The sequence below is a fragment of the Undibacterium sp. CCC3.4 genome (genome assembly GCF_034347425.1).
Lineage (GTDB): Bacteria > Pseudomonadota > Gammaproteobacteria > Burkholderiales > Burkholderiaceae_D > Undibacterium.
In genome coordinates this window covers 2,416,288-2,431,794 of sequence record NZ_CP133779.1, presented here as the reverse complement: position 1 = coordinate 2,431,794, position 15,507 = coordinate 2,416,288, and the positions used below count along the sequence as shown (strand labels likewise).

Genomic DNA, 15,507 nt, shown 5'->3' with positions numbered 1-15,507 from the left:
TTATTTTCCCGCTGCCTGAGTCAGCGCATGATTCCAAAACGGATTGGCAAAAATCAGAATCATCGACACCACAAAACAATAAATCGCGGTCGACTCAATCATCGCCAAACCGACAAACAAGGTGCGCGTGATGATGGCGGCGGCATCGGGTTGCTGGGCGATGGCATTGAGTGCCATCGCCACGGCTTTCCCTTCTGCCAGAGCCGGACCGAGGCAACCGAAACTGGTGGTCATGCCGGCGATGAGAATCGAGGCGACGGCGATGATGGTCATGCTATCCATAAGAGCTTCCTTAGTTGTATCAAACAGTCGATGCCGTGGCGGTCGGCGGCGTGCTGGCAGCGGCAATATAAACCGTCGCCAGGATGAAAAAAATATAGGCCTGCACCAAACCGGTCAGCAAGCCGAGCGCAGTCATCAGCACCGGAAACAACAGCGGCGTGATCGCCAGCAGTATCGCCAGAATCATCGCCCCGCTCATCATATTGCCAAACAAACGCACCGCCAGCGCCAGCGTGCGTGAGACTTCACTGATCAAATTGAAGGGCAACATCAGCGCGGTCGGTTCCAGATAGGTTTTCAGATAGCCGCCCCAACCCTGCTCACGTATTCCGAACATCGGCACCGCGATCAGCACGCACAAAGCCAGCGCCGTGGTAGTCGACAGCGAAGCCGTGGGCGGTTCAAAACCCGGCAAGCTGCTCGACAAGGTAGATGTGGCGACAAACAAAAACAAGCTGCCGAGAAAATCGAGGTAGCGCCGCGGTGCCGCCAAACCGACTTCGCTGATCTGTACCAATAATTCGCCCACCAGTATTTCCAACATATTTTGCCAACGACTGCGTGCCAAACCATGCGACAGGCGCGCCGTGATACAGCGCGCCGCCAGCACCAACACCAGCATCAATAGCCAGGTATAGACGATGGTGGCATTGAGTTTGAAAAAACCGGACTGCCAAAATATAATTTCATCGGGACTAAGTCGCATGGTCGGGCTCCGAAGACCGCTTCGCGCGCAAGGTATAGCGAGAAAACACCACGCGCATAACAATAAAACCCAGCACGCCTGCCAGCATACGCTGCCACTGCCCATCGGCGATCAGATACAAGCCCAGCAGCGTCACCGCGGTACGCAACAGAAAGCTGCCGGCCAAGCACCAGCCGGCATCGGCACGCTGAAGACCATGCTGTAAGGTCCACCACAAGCCGCCGTAAAAAAACAGACCCAGCGCGGCACCGGCCAGTCCGAGGAAAAACCAAGTCAGATAGCTGGCATCAATCATCGTGCGGCTCCGGTGCGGTTGCGGGTGGTGCTGGCATAGCGCGTTGTTCGCGATCGAGCCAGCGCCAGGCATTGAAACAGCCGAGCATCAGCCCGGCTACCAGTAAAGCCAAAGTCCACGAACGCTCACCCGGCCAAGTACGATCGAGCCAACTGCCCAGCGCCGTACCTAACAAAGTTGGTAATACTACCGACCAACCGATCAAGCCCATACTGCCCAGACCGGCCCATAAACCGGGCGTGCGCAGCCGCCGCGCCGCCAGTGTGCGCTGCACTTTCGCGTCGACCTGTTGTACATACTGTTGCGCAGCTGAGTCGCGCCGCGCCTTATCTCGACTGACAGGGGGCTTCATAAGCGCGTCAATCGATGTAAAAAACTGTTTTCCAATTTCATCATGACTGTCCGTAAATGCTGTTCATCTTCATCGAGCCGCCGAAAATCCTGCTGCACTGCTTGCTGCAATTGATGCAGATCGCGACTCTGCAGTGCGCGTCGCACCGAAACACGTATCTCAGAACCGCATTTCACCAGCACGCCGGCATCGACGGCGACAAACACTTCCCCCTCCTCGGCAGTCTGGTAGGTCAACATGCCGGCACACAGCGCCGCGACACAATCGCGCCGCTGCGGCAAAATGCCGAAACTGCCCTCGATAGTCTCAACCACCATGCGCAGCACTCCGCTCACACTGAGCAATACGTGAGTCGGCAACAAGACTGTCAACTGCATGCTGATTGGTGTGATGCTCGTCATGCCGACAGCGCAGCGCCAGGCGCGGCGGCCATCAGTTTGGCCTTGGCATAGGCTTCATCAACCCGCCCTATCATGTACAAGGCCGCCTCAGGCAGGGCTTGAAATTCATCCGCCAAAATACGCTCACAACCATCGAGTGCGTCAGCCAAGCTGACTAATTTTCCGGCTTGATTAGTAAATTGTTCGGTGGTAAAAAATGCCTGCGTGAGAAAGCGTTCCAGCCGCCGGGCGCGACCAACTACCGCGCGGTCTTCCACCGACAATTGCTCGAGCCCGAGCATGGCGATGATGTCTTTGAGTTCGGCGTATTGCGCCAAGCTGCGGCGGATCTCTTGGGCGACGCGATAATGACGTTCGCCGACGATGCCGGGCGTCGCCATTTTAGAACTCGATTGCAAAGCGTCGATGGCCGGATAAAAGCCTTCGCTGGCGCGTTTGCGCGACAACACAATGGAGGCTGACAAATGCGAAAAAGTATGCACTGCCGCCGGATCGGTAAAATCATCGGCCGGCACATACACCGCCTGAATCGAGGTGATCGCGCCTTGCGCCGTATTGGCAATACGCTCCTCGATGCCCGCCAGTTCACTGCCCATAGTCGGTTGGTAACCTAGCCGTGAAGGCATTTGTCCCATGAGCCCGGAAACTTCCGAACCGGCCTGAATAAAGCGAAAAATGTTATCGACCAATAACAGCACATCGCGCTGCTCATCGTCACGAAAATATTCAGCCATCGTCAGCGCTGCATGCGCCACCCGAAAGCGCGCGCCAGGCGGCTCATTCATCTGACAGAACAGCATCACCATCGCCGGTAACACCCCGGCTTGTTCCATATCGCGATACAACTCTTCGCCTTCGCGTGAACGCTCACCGATGCCGCAGAAAATACTCACGCCCTCATGATGGCCGAGCATATTGTGTATCATTTCGCTCAGCAACACCGTCTTGCCCACACCGGCACCACCGAACAAACCGGCTTTACCGCCGCGCTCCAGCGGTACCAACACATCAATGGCCTTGATGCCGGTTTCAAAAATCTCTGAACTGGTTGAACGTTGGGCCAGCGCCGGTGCCGCCCTATGTACCGAACGCCATTCGACCTCGCTCAATGCCGGGCCACGATCGATGGGTGTGCCGAACACGTCGAACATGCGGGACAAAATTTGTTTACCAACCGGCGCAGTCAAGGGCGCGCCCGTATTGATAACGCTCATGCCGCGCGCCAAACCCTGCGTCGAGGTCAAGGCAATCGCCCGCACCACATGGGCCTCATGGTGTGCCAATACTTCCATACGCACACGCCCACTATCGGCCGTGAGTAAATGATGAATTGCCGGCAGTGCAGCCTCGAAATGTACATCGACCACGCTGCCACGCACGGCCACCACGCTGCCGCTGCTTATTTCAGACCTTATTTCACTACTTATTTCGCTGTCGGTTTCCTGCATTCTTGCTCCTTGCGTAACAATCAGGCACAGCTGTGCTGAAAAATATGCTGTTCCCATACTAACGCCCATAAAACAGCCATGCCAAGCTGCTTACACATTCATTGATACAGATCAGAAACACAGTAAATAGCGAGCACTACGCAGCAAACGATTACAATAAGCAGCACCGCCCGCTAGGGCAGCGGCATTATTCATACTGATTTTGCGAAGTGAGTCTCGATGAAACGGCTGTTCCCCCATAGTTTGCTGCTGCTCTTACTGAGCCTGAGCTGCCTGTCCCACGCGGCGCAGAGCCCGGCTACCGTACGCGTCGACTACATGCATAGTGGCAACGCTGACAGCGAGCACTACGCGCTCGAACGTGTGCTGATCGAGCCCTTACCATGGCCAGGCAATCTGCAACAAGCACAAGACACCAGCAATCGCGGCAACAATTTGCTCGAAGTGCGCGCCAAAAGCGATGGCAAATTACTGTATTCACGTGGCTTTTCCAGCATCTTCGGAGAATGGCGCAGCACCGCCGAAGCCGGCACCATCAGTCGCGGATTTCAAGAGTCACTGCGCTTTCCCAAACCCGAGCAAGCGGTAGAAATCAGTGTCCTCAAGCGTGATGCCAACAATGCCTTCGTGCCAGCTTGGCGCATCGATATCGATACCGACGCACCCGACGTGATTCGCAAACCAAGCCCGCTACCGGCCAACGCGACCCTGATCCCGATTCAGATCAGCGGCGCAGCGCCGGACAAAGTCGATCTGCTGATCCTCGGCGATGGCTACACCGCAGCGGAAATGGGTAAATTCGAAGCCGATGCGCGCCGCTTGAGTACGCATTTATTTCAAGTCTCGCCCTTCAAAGAACGCGCACAAGACTTCAATGTCCGTGCTCTGGCCCTGCCCACTCCGGAATCCGGTATATCGCGCCCCTCGACCGGCATCTACCATGCCTCGCCATTGGGAAGCAGTTATGATATTTTCGGCAGCGAACGCTATATCCTGACCACCGACAACCGTGCTTTGCGCGACCTGGCTCAATATGCACCATATGAATTCATCGAAATTCTGGTGAATAACGACACCTATGGCGGCGGCGGTATTTTCGGTCAATTCAGCACCGCCGCAGCCTCCAATGATTGGTCCAATTATTTATTCGTGCACGAATTCGGCCACCATTTTGCCGGTCTCGCCGATGAGTACTACACCTCCCCATCGGTCTATCTGCCCAGCGCTGAACGGCAGGAACCCTGGGAACCGAATGCCACGGCAGTCACCGAGCGCAGCAAACTGAAATGGCGCAGCCACGTCAGTGGCGCTACCCCGGTACCAACGCCATGGCCGAAACAAGCCTATGATGAGCACGCCAAAAACTACCAGATCGAGCGCGCGGCACTGCGCGCCGCCAACCGCCCGGAAGCGGAAATGAACGCCCTGTTCCGCAAAGATTTACAGTTCAGCAATGCTTTGTTCGCCAGCTCGGCACAGCGTCATGCCGTTGGTGCATTCGAAGGGGCCAACTACGAATCGCATGCTTACTACCGACCACAAATGCAGTGCATCATGTTCGATCGCAGCGATGCGTTCTGTGATGTCTGTCGTGACGCCATCAGCCTTATCATCGATCTCTACAGCCGCCCCTGATCAAGCGAAATGCTCGGCCAGCGCATCGATATCGGCCGCCACCCAATCAGCTTGTACACAGTCAATCAAGTGCGCGGCCATAAAGCGAATCAACTGCATAGTCGCAGCAGACAAGCGGCGATCTTTGCGACTGACCAAATACCAATTGCTCTCCAAGGGAAAGCCTTTCACATTCAAAGTCAGCACTTGCTCGCGTCCTTCTTGCAAAGTGTGGGCAGAAATGACCGACAAGCCTAAGCCGGAAGCGGTGCTCAAGCGTATCGCTTCATTACTCTCAATCTGCATGGTGTTGGTCAACTCTATGCCTTGCGCACTCAACCAAGCTTCAAACATCATGCGCGTAGCAGAACCGGGCTCGCGCATTAAAAATCGTTCATGCCGCAATTGTGAAAAATCGAGCGCACTCTGTTGTGCCGCCCAGTGATCAAGCGGGGCAATCAGTTGCAAGGGATTTTTCAAAATACGCGCCGCCTGTACCGACTGACCACTGGGCGGGTGACTGAAGACATACAAATCATCTTCCTGCTTGGCGAAACGCTCCAGAATATGTGCGCGGTTACCGATATGCAGAGTAACATTCACTTGCGGGAAATGGCGATAAAACGCCCCTAAAATACGCGGCATCACATACTTTGCGGTGGTCACAATGCCTATCGTGATATGGCCGCTGCTGCCGCCGCGCGCATGTTCGAGAAATTCATTGAAATCACCGAAACGTATCAAGACATCACAGGCCGCGCTGTATAACTCGGCACCGATATGGCTCAAGACCATACGCCCCTCGCGTGTTTCAAACAGCGGGTCATGCACCGCTTCACGCAGCTTTTTCAACTGCAGCGAAACGGTAGGCTGAGTCAAATGCAGCTCACGCGCCGCCGCCGAAATCGTGCCCGAACGGACCAACTGCACATACACCTGCAACAAGCGAAAACTGAGATGGCGAATATTCATAGAACGGCTTTCATATAGATGATCATCTATGCTACGTAACGAGATAATTTATTATTCAATATAGCTTAATCTAGTCATAATCGCACTCATATTCACACAGAGGAAGATTCATGCCCGATATCATCATCGCGTTTTTTGCTTTAGGTTTGCTGGCCGGTTTGTTGAAATCCGATTTAAAAGTGCCGCAATCGGTCTATCAAACCCTGACAATTTTATTAATGCTCGTCTTGGGCCTCGAGGGTGGCGTGGCCTTGCATGGAAAATTTGAGTTCTCGATGCTACCTAGCTTAGCTGGCGTCGCCGTAGCAGGCTTCCTCATTCCACTGCTCTGCTACCCTATCCTACGCCGCGCTATCGGCCTCAACCCAGCCAATGCCGCCAGTATCGCCGCCCACTACGGCTCGGTCAGTGCCGGCACCTTTGCGGTCGCCTTAACCATGGCCAAAGCCGGCGGCTTGACGCTCAAGCCCGAAACCACGCTGTACCTGGTCATGTTGGAATTGCCAGCGATAATCAGCGCGATCTGCTTATACAATAAGTTAAGCGGATCAACGCAGGGGCAAGGCAGCGGCACGATCTTGCGCGAAGCACTGACCAGCAGCAGCGTGCTCTTACTCGGTGGTGGTGTGGTGATCGGCTATCTGTACGGACCGCTAGGTTTGGGGCCACTGGAACCCGTCTTACTCAATGGTTACAAAAGCATGCTCGCCTTGTTTTTACTGGAAATGGGACTGTGTACCGCCAAGGCCTGCTCACCCTTACCATGGCAGCATGCACGCTTGATGCTGTTCGCTGCCGTCGCACCGTTTGCCTTGGCCGGCCTCGGCATCGCCATCGCCATCGCCCTCAACCTGCCAGCCGGGAGCGCCTTCGTACTGACCTGCTTGATCGCCAGTGCCTCCTACATTGCCGCACCAGCCGCCATTCAAACCGCGATCCCGCAAGCCGATATCGGGCTGGCGATGTTAGCCGCCTTAGGCATTACTTTCCCCATCAATATTTTCATCGGCCTACCGATGTATATGCAGTGGGTGCGGCATTTCATTCATTGAACAACTTAATGGATCGTCGCAAAAGGGTATTAAGTCGGTATCATTACCCCAACCGGTAGCCACGTCATTCCTGCGCGCTTTTGGCAGGAACCCAGCGGCGTTCGTGGTTAACTGAAAATCCCAGATATGATCGTGTTTTCAGTGCTGAAAACGACGCTGGGTTCCCGCCAAAAGCATGCGGGAATGACGAGGCTGCGGCATGCGGGAATGACGAGGTATGCGGTGTTTCAGATGTAAAAAAGCGTCCATCAGGCTTTTGCGACAGCCTCTGAAGGCCGGGGTTTTTAACCCTAGTCAGATTTTTGATGAAAGAATTGATTAATTTCGGCAGCGTCGATCACCCCTGACACAGCAGTTCTTTTGCCATGCGCATCGAACCAATAACTACGCGGCATTTCTCCGTGCCATGTCGGATCCACGGAGAAACGCAGCCGCTCCGGCGCTTCCTCTCCGAAAGCCCAGGCCTTACTGCTCAAGCCGTAGCTCTGCAATTTTTGTTTCATCAGTTGGAGATTTTGCGGATCGAGTAAAGAATCCGTGCCGATGCTCAGCACGCGCACATTTTTGTTGGTCTTTTTGCTCTTTCCCAGAGCCGCCAAACTTGCTTGGCAAAACTCGCAATCGAGTGACCACAGCACCAAAACAAACGGTTTGCCCTTCTGATTATGAATCAAACTATCCATACTCTCGGATGTGAATTCCCGCATCTCAGCGGCTTGCACCGGCATAGTCATTACGCATACGGCCAAGAACAAGCCGCGCATCACTTTGACTGCATTGTTCATTTACTGCTCCCTACAGGAATAATACGCAAACCTTCATTTTGGGTGCGCCAGACCAGGACAAGGCCCTTGGGGCCAGTGAGTAAATGCGGCTGATCCGAATTACCCGAAGTTTGCGCGATATCGAGCTCTTCCCAAGTACTGCCGGCATCCTTCGATACTTTACCGAGTATCGTACTGGCCTTACCGTCAAATTGTTTCCACACCAAAGTGACGGTCTTGCCCTGCACCTGCACCTCGGCATGCTCGGCTTGGGCATTGCCCAATTTGATAGGCGTACCGAGCTCTGCTTGGGCATTGGTCGAAGCGTAAAACACGCCACCTTCGTCGTTCTTCACATTGAACCAGGTTTGGTAACGCCGCCCCTCCGCATCAAATGCGATGGCAGGACCATGATGCGGGCAAGCATCAACACGCCAGGCCTCGAAACTAGTCCGTAGCAAGTCAGAATGACTGCCATCGACATGCAATTCACTGAGCGCGTGATCACGCTCGTTCGGTTCAAACACATGACGCCACATAGCGATCGGCCGGCCGGCCGGATTGAGTGCCAATGCGATGCGACAACACTCACAGCTGTGCGCGGCCAGCAGGTAGTCGGCGTGAAAACTGCCACCTTGATCGGTCGACACCGTGTAGTAAATCGCCGCACCGGTGTAGGCTTGTTGCCGCGCTTTGGCGGCAATCGCATCGCGCTTATCTATCCATGCGATGAAGATACGCCCGGCTGTATCGACGATCATCGATTCAAAGCGGTGGGTGATTTCATCGCGGTTAGCATGCACCGTCACGGGGGCAGAAAAGCTGACGCCCCCGTCGAGCGAACGCACGAAGCGGATTTCACCGGTATACGGTTTGGCCAGTGGCTTCGTGTAGGCAATATACATTTCACCTTGCGGCCCGAATGCCAGCTTCGGCCGATTTTCGCCATCGGCAGAAATCGCTTCCGGCGTGGCTTGAGCCCGTACTGGCGCGGACCAAGTCTGACCCATATCGAGCGACGATTGCAGGACCACATACGCCGCCTTGCCATCAGCAGCCGCTTCTTTACTGGCGACCCATAACTTGCCCTGCGCATCCCAGGCCGCCGACGTGCCCAGTTCTGCTTTAGCGTGTTTTTGCTTACTGTGATCCATCTGCGCACTGGCCTGTAGCGGCCATTGCGCAGACAAGAGCAGCAGGCTGCTCAGAAAAAAATGAAGGAAAAGTTTCATGATCAAGCTCAATAATCAAACTTCATGCTGACAAAGAAAGTACGCTGCGGATACGGATTAGGATTGACGTAGTATTTCTCACTGCCGATATTATTCACCCCGATCGCACCAGTCCATTGACGCGTCAATTGATACACCAGCTTGGCATCAAATACACTGTACTGACTGACCGCGCCGTAGACATCCGGGTTCACATCATTGTATTGCTTGCTCACGGTGTTGAACAAGGCATTGTGCTGATGTCCGCTGTAACGATAACTCAAACTACCAGAGAGTCGGTCCGACACATGATAGGTCGCAACCATCGTGGCACGCCATGCCGGTATGCGCGGCTGATCGGTGTCCACCAGTCCCGGGTTACGACTGTTGGCAACGATGGTGGAATGGGTGTAAGTCAGGCTAGCGTTGAAGTCCAAACCATTGAGCACAACATCATTCACATTCAATACCGTCTCAAGACCGTAAGTACGTACTTTATCAACATTTTGAATACTCGAGATATTCGGGATCACCGTGGTATCTGATTGCGAAATCAAGGCATCGCGCTTATCTTCATAAAACACCGAAGTACGCAAGCTGCCTTTTTTCAGCAAGACTTCGGCGACCAGTTCTGCCGAACGCACATCCTCCGGTTTCAGGTTAGGATCATTTTGCTTGACGTTATTGGGCAGACTGATGACTTGAAAGATTTCGGCCACGGTTGGATAACGTAGGCCGCGCCCGAACGAAGCGCGGTACGCCCAGTTTTTATTGGGCTGATAGGCAACCGATAGCTTAGGCGAAAAATCGGTGCTGCGACGAGTGGCATAATTCAATTGTTGATACGCCGTGGCATTGGCGGCATTGAAGTTACTGCCGTCCGATGCCTGCCATTGTTCCAGACGGCCGCCGAACACGGTTTTCCACTCCGGTGTCAGTTGCCAGGCATCTTGCAGATACAGGGCCTGCGTTTGCGTTTTGCCATACGAATTGGAAGATGGAGTGGCCGCCAAATTACTGCTCAACCAATCATTGAGTACATTCGTGGTCACCGATTTCAATACATAACGATCGGCATGATAGCCAAAGCTGAGCCGATGCGCGCTCTTCACATCACCACCGGGTCGATACTCCGCGCGTAAATCCAAAGTAGTCCAACCAGTGCCATCGCCGGTCGTGATGCTGCCGCCCGGTCTGGTCGTGTCCAAGCCGGAATCATAGACACTGCCATTATTAGCAGCGGTACGCGAATTGTCTTTGCGTTCATTGTAGGAACTCAGTACCGCCTCCCAGTCCCACGCACCATTGGTATGACTGGCCAGTGAGAGTCCTTGCATGTAATGTTCGCTCTCACTGTAGCCAGGTGAGGTTCCGGCCAAAGTATAGTAATTGCTGTCGCCGGCAAACTTCACATAGCGGCCTGCCCCGCTGCTGCTGGTATTAAAAACAGCACGGCCATTACTATCACGTAAATAACTGTTCACATAAGTCGTCGACTTGTTTTCCCACATTCCCAAGGTATAGCTGGCCCGTAATTCCGGCGTGATATCGTAAGCCAGTTTAAGTTTAGCAATATCTTGGATCGTCGCGTCCGCACCGATCGCGCTGGTAACAATACGGCCGTTACCGCTGGTATCGATATCGCGGATTGCGCCACTGACCGTGGTAAATGCCGGCGTACCGGTGAGGCTGGCTTTGCTCGCCGCACCGAAAGTTTGCGGTTGACTGGTATTGTCGAGATGATCGACATTCAGCAGCCAAGACCAGTTATCGGATTTACTGCCTAACGCTACGCTGCCATGCGTGCCATGAAATTCCTGATCTGTCCCGTAGAGTTTGAAGCGCTGTCCGAACACATCGAGTTTGATGTGTGCCTCAAAACGATCGGGCATGTGGGTAGACAATAACACGACGCCGCCGGCAGAATTACCGGGGTACAGGGCCGAAAAGGGGCCATACAAAACATCGATACGCTCGATCTCTTCGGGCGCAACCATGCCCCAGCGCGGTGCCGTGGCATAACTGTTATTGAGAAAATTCGACAGCAGCAAGTTATCCGCGTACACAACGGTCTGGGCGCTTGAAATGGAACTATTGACGCGCATGACCAAAATTCCATTGCGGTCGCCGATATAGCGTTCGCGAACATGGGTACTTGGCAGATAGTTGAGCGTTTCAGCCGTGGTGATCGCATTGATCGTCTCGGCAATCTGTTTGGCATTGATCGATTCGCGGGTGTTCGACGTCGCGGTCGGTTGCGTGACTTTATTACTTTGTACCAGTACTTGCTGGATTTGCTCGCTGCTAGCGTCGGCTGCCAACGGTGCCCCAGTTTCTGCCGCATAGGCGATGGCAGATTGCGAGAACGCGGCAAGGAGAGCAATGCGTAGCTGGCGTTTAGTAAAATTTTTGTTTTGTTGCATGATGAACTCTGGTATTTCCCGGTCATAGCGGGAAGAAATCAAATCAGTATCGCTGTGCCAATTAAGATTGGCACAGCTGACACGAAACAGTGCCGCCATGGTCGTCAGCGTGTGTTTGACTCATTGAAAATAGCGTGCCTGATCAAGCGACGTGTTTCTACATGATCATTCAAGACGCATTCAAGACTATATGGCAGTGCGAGATTTTTTATACCAGACGGGGTGGCGCACGTGACTGGATGGAAGTCCAGACAAATAAAGGCGATGGAGAGCGATAGAACAGTCTTGGAACATGCAACTGCTGAACAACGACAGGTATGCTCAACAACTGCATTGGTGGCAGAGCGAATGACGCAGCACTGGTAAAACAATACGCGCAGTGCTCACCATGTTTGCCCTGATCGGATAAGGGCGCAGTTTTTCCCGCCACTGCGACATCCGCTTTGACCACGGGACTGAGCTTGCTGCTGCAAATTTCCAACCAACCCGCTGCGCCATTATTGGCAGCGAGTGCCGCTGAAATTGATGGCATGAAAAGCGTGAGCAAGATCGCAAAGCATGCGAGCAAAGCTGTATATCGTTGGGAAAGCGAGCGCGGTTTCATCTGCAAATTATAACATTTTGCACAACGGCAACGATACGACAGGCGATCGATTTTGTTTAATAACAACGCTCAGGCGATGACGCTCAGGTCTGGTGCACGCCACAAACCGTTTGCGCAAAAGCAAAACCCCCGCTCTCACAAGAGAACGGGGGCATGCAGAATAGAAGCCTGACGATAACCTACTTTCACACTGGTTGCAGCACTATCATTGGCGCGTAGTCGTTTCACGGTCCTGTTCGGGATGGGAAGGGGTGGGGCCGACTAGCTATGGTCATCAGGCATAACTTGTTGATTCATTGTGCACCTCGCTACACTGAGGCACGCAATCAATCCAATTCAGAAGAAGTAAAGTCTTAATAATCTTGTTATTATTTTTTGGTTATGATTTGTACCGAACATTCCGGCAAACACTTCATTAACTCACTCGTAGCCTATACCTGCTAAGGTTATAGGGACAAGCCTTACGGGCAATTAGTACTGGTTAGCTTAATGCATTACTGCACTTCCACACCCAGCCTATCAACGTCCTGGTCTCGAACGACCCTTTAAAGAGATCTAGTCTCTGGGAAGTCTCATCTTAAGGCGAGTTTCCCGCTTAGATGCTTTCAGCGGTTATCTCTTCCGAACATAGCTACTCGGCAATGCCACTGGCGTGACAACCGATACACCAGAGGTTCGTCCACTCCGGTCCTCTCGTACTAGGAGCAGCCCCCTTCAAACTTCCAACGCCCACGGCAGATAGGGACCAAACTGTCTCACGACGTTTTAAACCCAGCTCACGTACCACTTTAAATGGCGAACAGCCATACCCTTGGGACCGGCTACAGCCCCAGGATGTGATGAGCCGACATCGAGGTGCCAAACTCCCCCGTCGATATGAACTCTTGGGAGGAATCAGCCTGTTATCCCCAGAGTACCTTTTATCCGTTGAGCGATGGCCCTTCCATACAGAACCACCGGATCACTATGTCCTACTTTCGTACCTGCTCGACTTGTCAGTCTCGCAGTTAAGCACGCTTATGCCATTGCACTATCATCACGATGTCCGACCGTAATTAGCGTACCTTCGAACTCCTCCGTTACACTTTGGGAGGAGACCGCCCCAGTCAAACTGCCTACCATGCACTGTCCCCGACCCGGATAACGGGCCAAGGTTAGAACCTCAAATAAACCAGGGTGGTATTTCAAGGATGGCTCCACGCAAACTGGCGTCCACGCTTCTAAGCCTCCCACCTATCCTACACAGATCGATTCAAAGTCCAATGCAAAGCTACAGTAAAGGTTCATGGGGTCTTTCCGTCTAGCCGCGGGTAGATTGCATCATCACAAACATTTCAACTTCGCTGAGTCTCGGGAGGAGACAGTGTGGCCATCGTTACGCCATTCGTGCAGGTCGGAACTTACCCGACAAGGAATTTCGCTACCTTAGGACCGTTATAGTTACGGCCGCCGTTTACTGGGACTTCAATCAAGAGCTTGCACCCCATCATTTAATCTTCCAGCACCGGGCAGGCGTCACACCCTATACGTCCACTTTCGTGTTTGCAGAGTGCTGTGTTTTTATTAAACAGTCGCAGCCACCAGTTTATTGCAACCCCTTCACCCTTCTGCCGCAGGGCAGTCAAGCTACAAGGGCGTACCTTATCCCGAAGTTACGGTACCAATTTGCCGAGTTCCTTCTCCCGAGTTCTCTCAAGCGCCTTAGAATACTCATCTCGCCCACCTGTGTCGGTTTGCGGTACGGTCTCGTATGACTGAAGCTTAGAGGCTTTTCTTGGAACCACTTCCGATTGCTTCATGCACTAGTGCACTCGTCCCAACCCCTTGAATTCCGCGCCCGGATTTGCCTAAGCGCCTTCTTTGAGCCAGAAACCGACTATTCCAACAGTCGGACAACCTTCCGCGATCCGTCCCCCCATCGCATCATACGACGGTGCAGGAATATTAACCTGCTTCCCATCAGCTACGCATCTCTGCCTCGCCTTAGGGGCCGACTCACCCTGCTCCGATGAACGTTGAACAGGAAACCTTGGGCTTACGGCGTGGAGGCTTTTCACCCCCATTATCGCTACTCATGTCAGCATTCGCACTTCTGATACCTCCAGCATCCTTTACAAGACACCTTCGCAGGCTTACAGAACGCTCTCCTACCATATCCATAAATGGATATCCGCAGCTTCGGTGTATAGCTTAGCCCCGTTACATCTTCCGCGCAGGACGACTCGATCAGTGAGCTATTACGCTTTCTTTAAAGGGTGGCTGCTTCTAAGCCAACCTCCTGACTGTTTTAGCCTTCCCACTTCGTTTTCCACTTAGCTATACTTTGGGACCTTAGCTGGCGGTCTGGGTTGTTTCCCTCTTGACACCGGACGTTAGCACCCGATGTCTGTCTCCCTTGCTCGCACTCGTCGGTATTCGGAGTTTGCAATGGGTTGGTAAGTCGCGATGACCCCCTAGCCATAACAGTGCTCTACCCCCGACGGTGATACAAGAGGCACTACCTAAATAGTTTTCGGAGAGAACCAGCTATTTCCAAGTTTGTTTAGCCTTTCACCCCTACCCACAGCTCATCCCCTAATTTTTCAACATTAGTGGGTTCGGTCCTCCAGTGCGTGTTACCGCACCTTCAACCTGGCCATGAGTAGATCACTTGGTTTCGGGTCTACACCCAGCGACTGATTCGCCCTATTCGGACTCGATTTCTCTACGGCTTCCCTATGCGGTTAACCTTGCCACTGAATGTAAGTCGCTGACCCATTATACAAAAGGTACGCAGTCACGGAACAAGTCCGCTCCTACTGTTTGTATGCACACGGTTTCAGGATCTATTTCACTCCCCTCCCGGGGTTCTTTTCGCCTTTCCCTCACGGTACTGGTTCACTATCGGTCGATATCGAGTATTTAGCCTTGGAGGATGGTCCCCCCATGTTCAGACAGGATTTCACGTGTCCCGCCCTACTTGTCGCAAGCTTAGTTCCACATTGATGATTTCGACTACGGGACTATCACCCTCTTTGGTCGCACTTTCCATTGCGTTTGTCTATCAAAAATGCTAAATCTTGCAGGCTCTTCCCATTTCGCTCGCCACTACTTTGGGAATCTCGGTTGATTTCTTTTCCTGTAGCTACTTAGATGTTTCAGTTCGCCACGTTCGCTTTGCATACCTATGTATTCAGTATGCAATGACCTTACGGCCGGGTTTCCCCATTCGGAAATCTGCGGATCAAAGTGTGTTTGCTCACTCCCCGCAGCTTATCGCAAGCTACTACGTCCTTCATCGCCTGATATCGCCAAGGCATCCACCATGTGCACTTAGTCACTTGTCCCTATAACTTTAGCTTCTGGCGTCTCGTTTCATTGCTGAAACCAGGTTCATCGCCAGA

13 protein-coding genes and 2 rRNA genes are annotated in these 15,507 nt (G+C 53.2%); 2 read left to right on the top strand and 13 right to left on the bottom strand.

Going from position 1 to position 15,507, the window contains the following annotated elements:
* The 6 genes from RHM61_RS10890 to atpD are packed head-to-tail and all read right to left on the bottom strand — an operon-like array spanning window position 1 to window position 3,484.
* Window positions 1–282 (bottom strand): F0F1 ATP synthase subunit C, encoded by a 282-nt coding sequence (locus tag RHM61_RS10890; RefSeq protein WP_322247340.1) that lies wholly within the window; start codon window positions 280–282, stop codon window positions 1–3.
* Window positions 283–301: 19 nt separating this feature from the next.
* Entirely contained in the window at window positions 302–988 is a 687-nt protein-coding gene (locus RHM61_RS10885; RefSeq protein ID WP_322247339.1) for a F0F1 ATP synthase subunit A, read from the bottom strand.
* Window positions 978–1,283, bottom strand: coding sequence for an ATP synthase subunit I (locus RHM61_RS10880; RefSeq protein ID WP_322247338.1), 306 nt, complete (start codon window positions 1,281–1,283; stop codon window positions 978–980). The genes RHM61_RS10885 and RHM61_RS10880 overlap by 11 nt, the downstream gene beginning before the upstream one ends.
* On the bottom strand, window positions 1,276–1,635 hold the full coding sequence (locus tag RHM61_RS10875; protein WP_322247337.1) for an AtpZ/AtpI family protein: 360 nt from the start codon (window positions 1,633–1,635) through the stop codon (window positions 1,276–1,278). Before RHM61_RS10875 ends, RHM61_RS10880 begins: the two co-directional genes overlap by 8 nt.
* On the bottom strand, window positions 1,632–2,036 hold the full coding sequence (locus tag RHM61_RS10870) for a F0F1 ATP synthase subunit epsilon (RefSeq protein WP_322247336.1): 405 nt from the start codon (window positions 2,034–2,036) through the stop codon (window positions 1,632–1,634). Before RHM61_RS10870 ends, RHM61_RS10875 begins: the two co-directional genes overlap by 4 nt.
* Entirely contained in the window at window positions 2,033–3,484 is a 1,452-nt protein-coding gene (gene atpD, locus RHM61_RS10865; RefSeq protein ID WP_322247335.1) for a F0F1 ATP synthase subunit beta, read from the bottom strand. Before atpD ends, RHM61_RS10870 begins: the two co-directional genes overlap by 4 nt.
* A 219-nt stretch (window positions 3,485–3,703) precedes the next feature.
* Between atpD and RHM61_RS10860 the strand changes: the two genes are divergently transcribed.
* Window positions 3,704–5,119, top strand: a complete 1,416-nt coding sequence (locus RHM61_RS10860; protein WP_322247334.1) for an IgA Peptidase M64 — start codon at window positions 3,704–3,706, stop codon at window positions 5,117–5,119.
* Here the strand turns inward: RHM61_RS10860 and RHM61_RS10855 are convergent, their stop codons facing one another.
* Window positions 5,120–6,070, bottom strand: coding sequence for a LysR family transcriptional regulator (locus tag RHM61_RS10855; protein WP_322247333.1), 951 nt, complete (start codon window positions 6,068–6,070; stop codon window positions 5,120–5,122). It abuts the gene before it with no gap.
* 110 nt (window positions 6,071–6,180) lie between these two features.
* Here RHM61_RS10855 and RHM61_RS10850 point away from each other — a divergent pair, with 110 nt between their 5' ends.
* On the top strand, window positions 6,181–7,122 hold the full coding sequence (locus RHM61_RS10850; protein WP_322247332.1) for a sodium-dependent bicarbonate transport family permease: 942 nt from the start codon (window positions 6,181–6,183) through the stop codon (window positions 7,120–7,122).
* A gap of 290 nt (window positions 7,123–7,412) precedes the next feature.
* Here the strand turns inward: RHM61_RS10850 and RHM61_RS10845 are convergent, their stop codons facing one another.
* The 6 genes from RHM61_RS10845 to RHM61_RS10820 form a co-directional block, all read right to left on the bottom strand.
* On the bottom strand, window positions 7,413–7,805 hold the full coding sequence (locus RHM61_RS10845) for a hypothetical protein (RefSeq protein WP_322247331.1): 393 nt from the start codon (window positions 7,803–7,805) through the stop codon (window positions 7,413–7,415).
* Between the two features lie 98 nt (window positions 7,806–7,903).
* The gene (locus tag RHM61_RS10840; RefSeq protein WP_322247330.1) at window positions 7,904–9,118 is read right to left on the bottom strand and encodes a sialidase family protein; all 1,215 of its coding nucleotides are present in this window, start codon (window positions 9,116–9,118) and stop codon (window positions 7,904–7,906) included.
* A gap of 8 nt (window positions 9,119–9,126) precedes the next feature.
* Window positions 9,127–11,520, bottom strand: a complete 2,394-nt coding sequence (locus RHM61_RS10835; protein ID WP_322247329.1) for a TonB-dependent receptor — start codon at window positions 11,518–11,520, stop codon at window positions 9,127–9,129.
* 208 nt (window positions 11,521–11,728) lie between these two features.
* Window positions 11,729–12,052 carry a DUF2946 domain-containing protein gene (locus RHM61_RS10830; protein WP_322247328.1) on the bottom strand — a complete coding sequence of 108 codons (324 nt, stop codon included), beginning with the start codon at window positions 12,050–12,052 and terminating at the stop codon, window positions 11,729–11,731.
* A 238-nt stretch (window positions 12,053–12,290) separates the two neighbouring features.
* A 5S ribosomal RNA gene (gene rrf / locus RHM61_RS10825) occupies window positions 12,291–12,403 on the bottom strand.
* Between the two features lie 171 nt (window positions 12,404–12,574).
* Window positions 12,575–15,450: ribosomal RNA gene (locus RHM61_RS10820) — 23S ribosomal RNA — on the bottom strand.
* Window positions 15,451–15,507: the final 57 nt, after the last annotated feature.

Coding starts and splice junctions, on each gene's coding strand:
- RHM61_RS10890 (WP_322247340.1), bottom strand. CDS start 282: ATGGATAGCATGACCATCATCGCCGTCGCCTCGATTCTCATCGCCGGC.
- RHM61_RS10885 (WP_322247339.1), bottom strand. CDS start 988: ATGCGACTTAGTCCCGATGAAATTATATTTTGGCAGTCCGGTTTTTTC.
- RHM61_RS10880 (WP_322247338.1), bottom strand. CDS start 1,283: ATGATTGATGCCAGCTATCTGACTTGGTTTTTCCTCGGACTGGCCGGT.
- RHM61_RS10875 (WP_322247337.1), bottom strand. CDS start 1,635: ATGAAGCCCCCTGTCAGTCGAGATAAGGCGCGGCGCGACTCAGCTGCG.
- RHM61_RS10870 (WP_322247336.1), bottom strand. CDS start 2,036: ATGACGAGCATCACACCAATCAGCATGCAGTTGACAGTCTTGTTGCCG.
- atpD (WP_322247335.1), bottom strand. CDS start 3,484: ATGCAGGAAACCGACAGCGAAATAAGTAGTGAAATAAGGTCTGAAATA.
- RHM61_RS10860 (WP_322247334.1), top strand. CDS start 3,704: ATGAAACGGCTGTTCCCCCATAGTTTGCTGCTGCTCTTACTGAGCCTG.
- RHM61_RS10855 (WP_322247333.1), bottom strand. CDS start 6,070: ATGAATATTCGCCATCTCAGTTTTCGCTTGTTGCAGGTGTATGTGCAG.
- RHM61_RS10850 (WP_322247332.1), top strand. CDS start 6,181: ATGCCCGATATCATCATCGCGTTTTTTGCTTTAGGTTTGCTGGCCGGT.
- RHM61_RS10845 (WP_322247331.1), bottom strand. CDS start 7,805: ATGGATAGTTTGATTCATAATCAGAAGGGCAAACCGTTTGTTTTGGTG.
- RHM61_RS10840 (WP_322247330.1), bottom strand. CDS start 9,118: ATGAAACTTTTCCTTCATTTTTTTCTGAGCAGCCTGCTGCTCTTGTCT.
- RHM61_RS10835 (WP_322247329.1), bottom strand. CDS start 11,520: ATGCAACAAAACAAAAATTTTACTAAACGCCAGCTACGCATTGCTCTC.
- RHM61_RS10830 (WP_322247328.1), bottom strand. CDS start 12,052: ATGCCATCAATTTCAGCGGCACTCGCTGCCAATAATGGCGCAGCGGGT.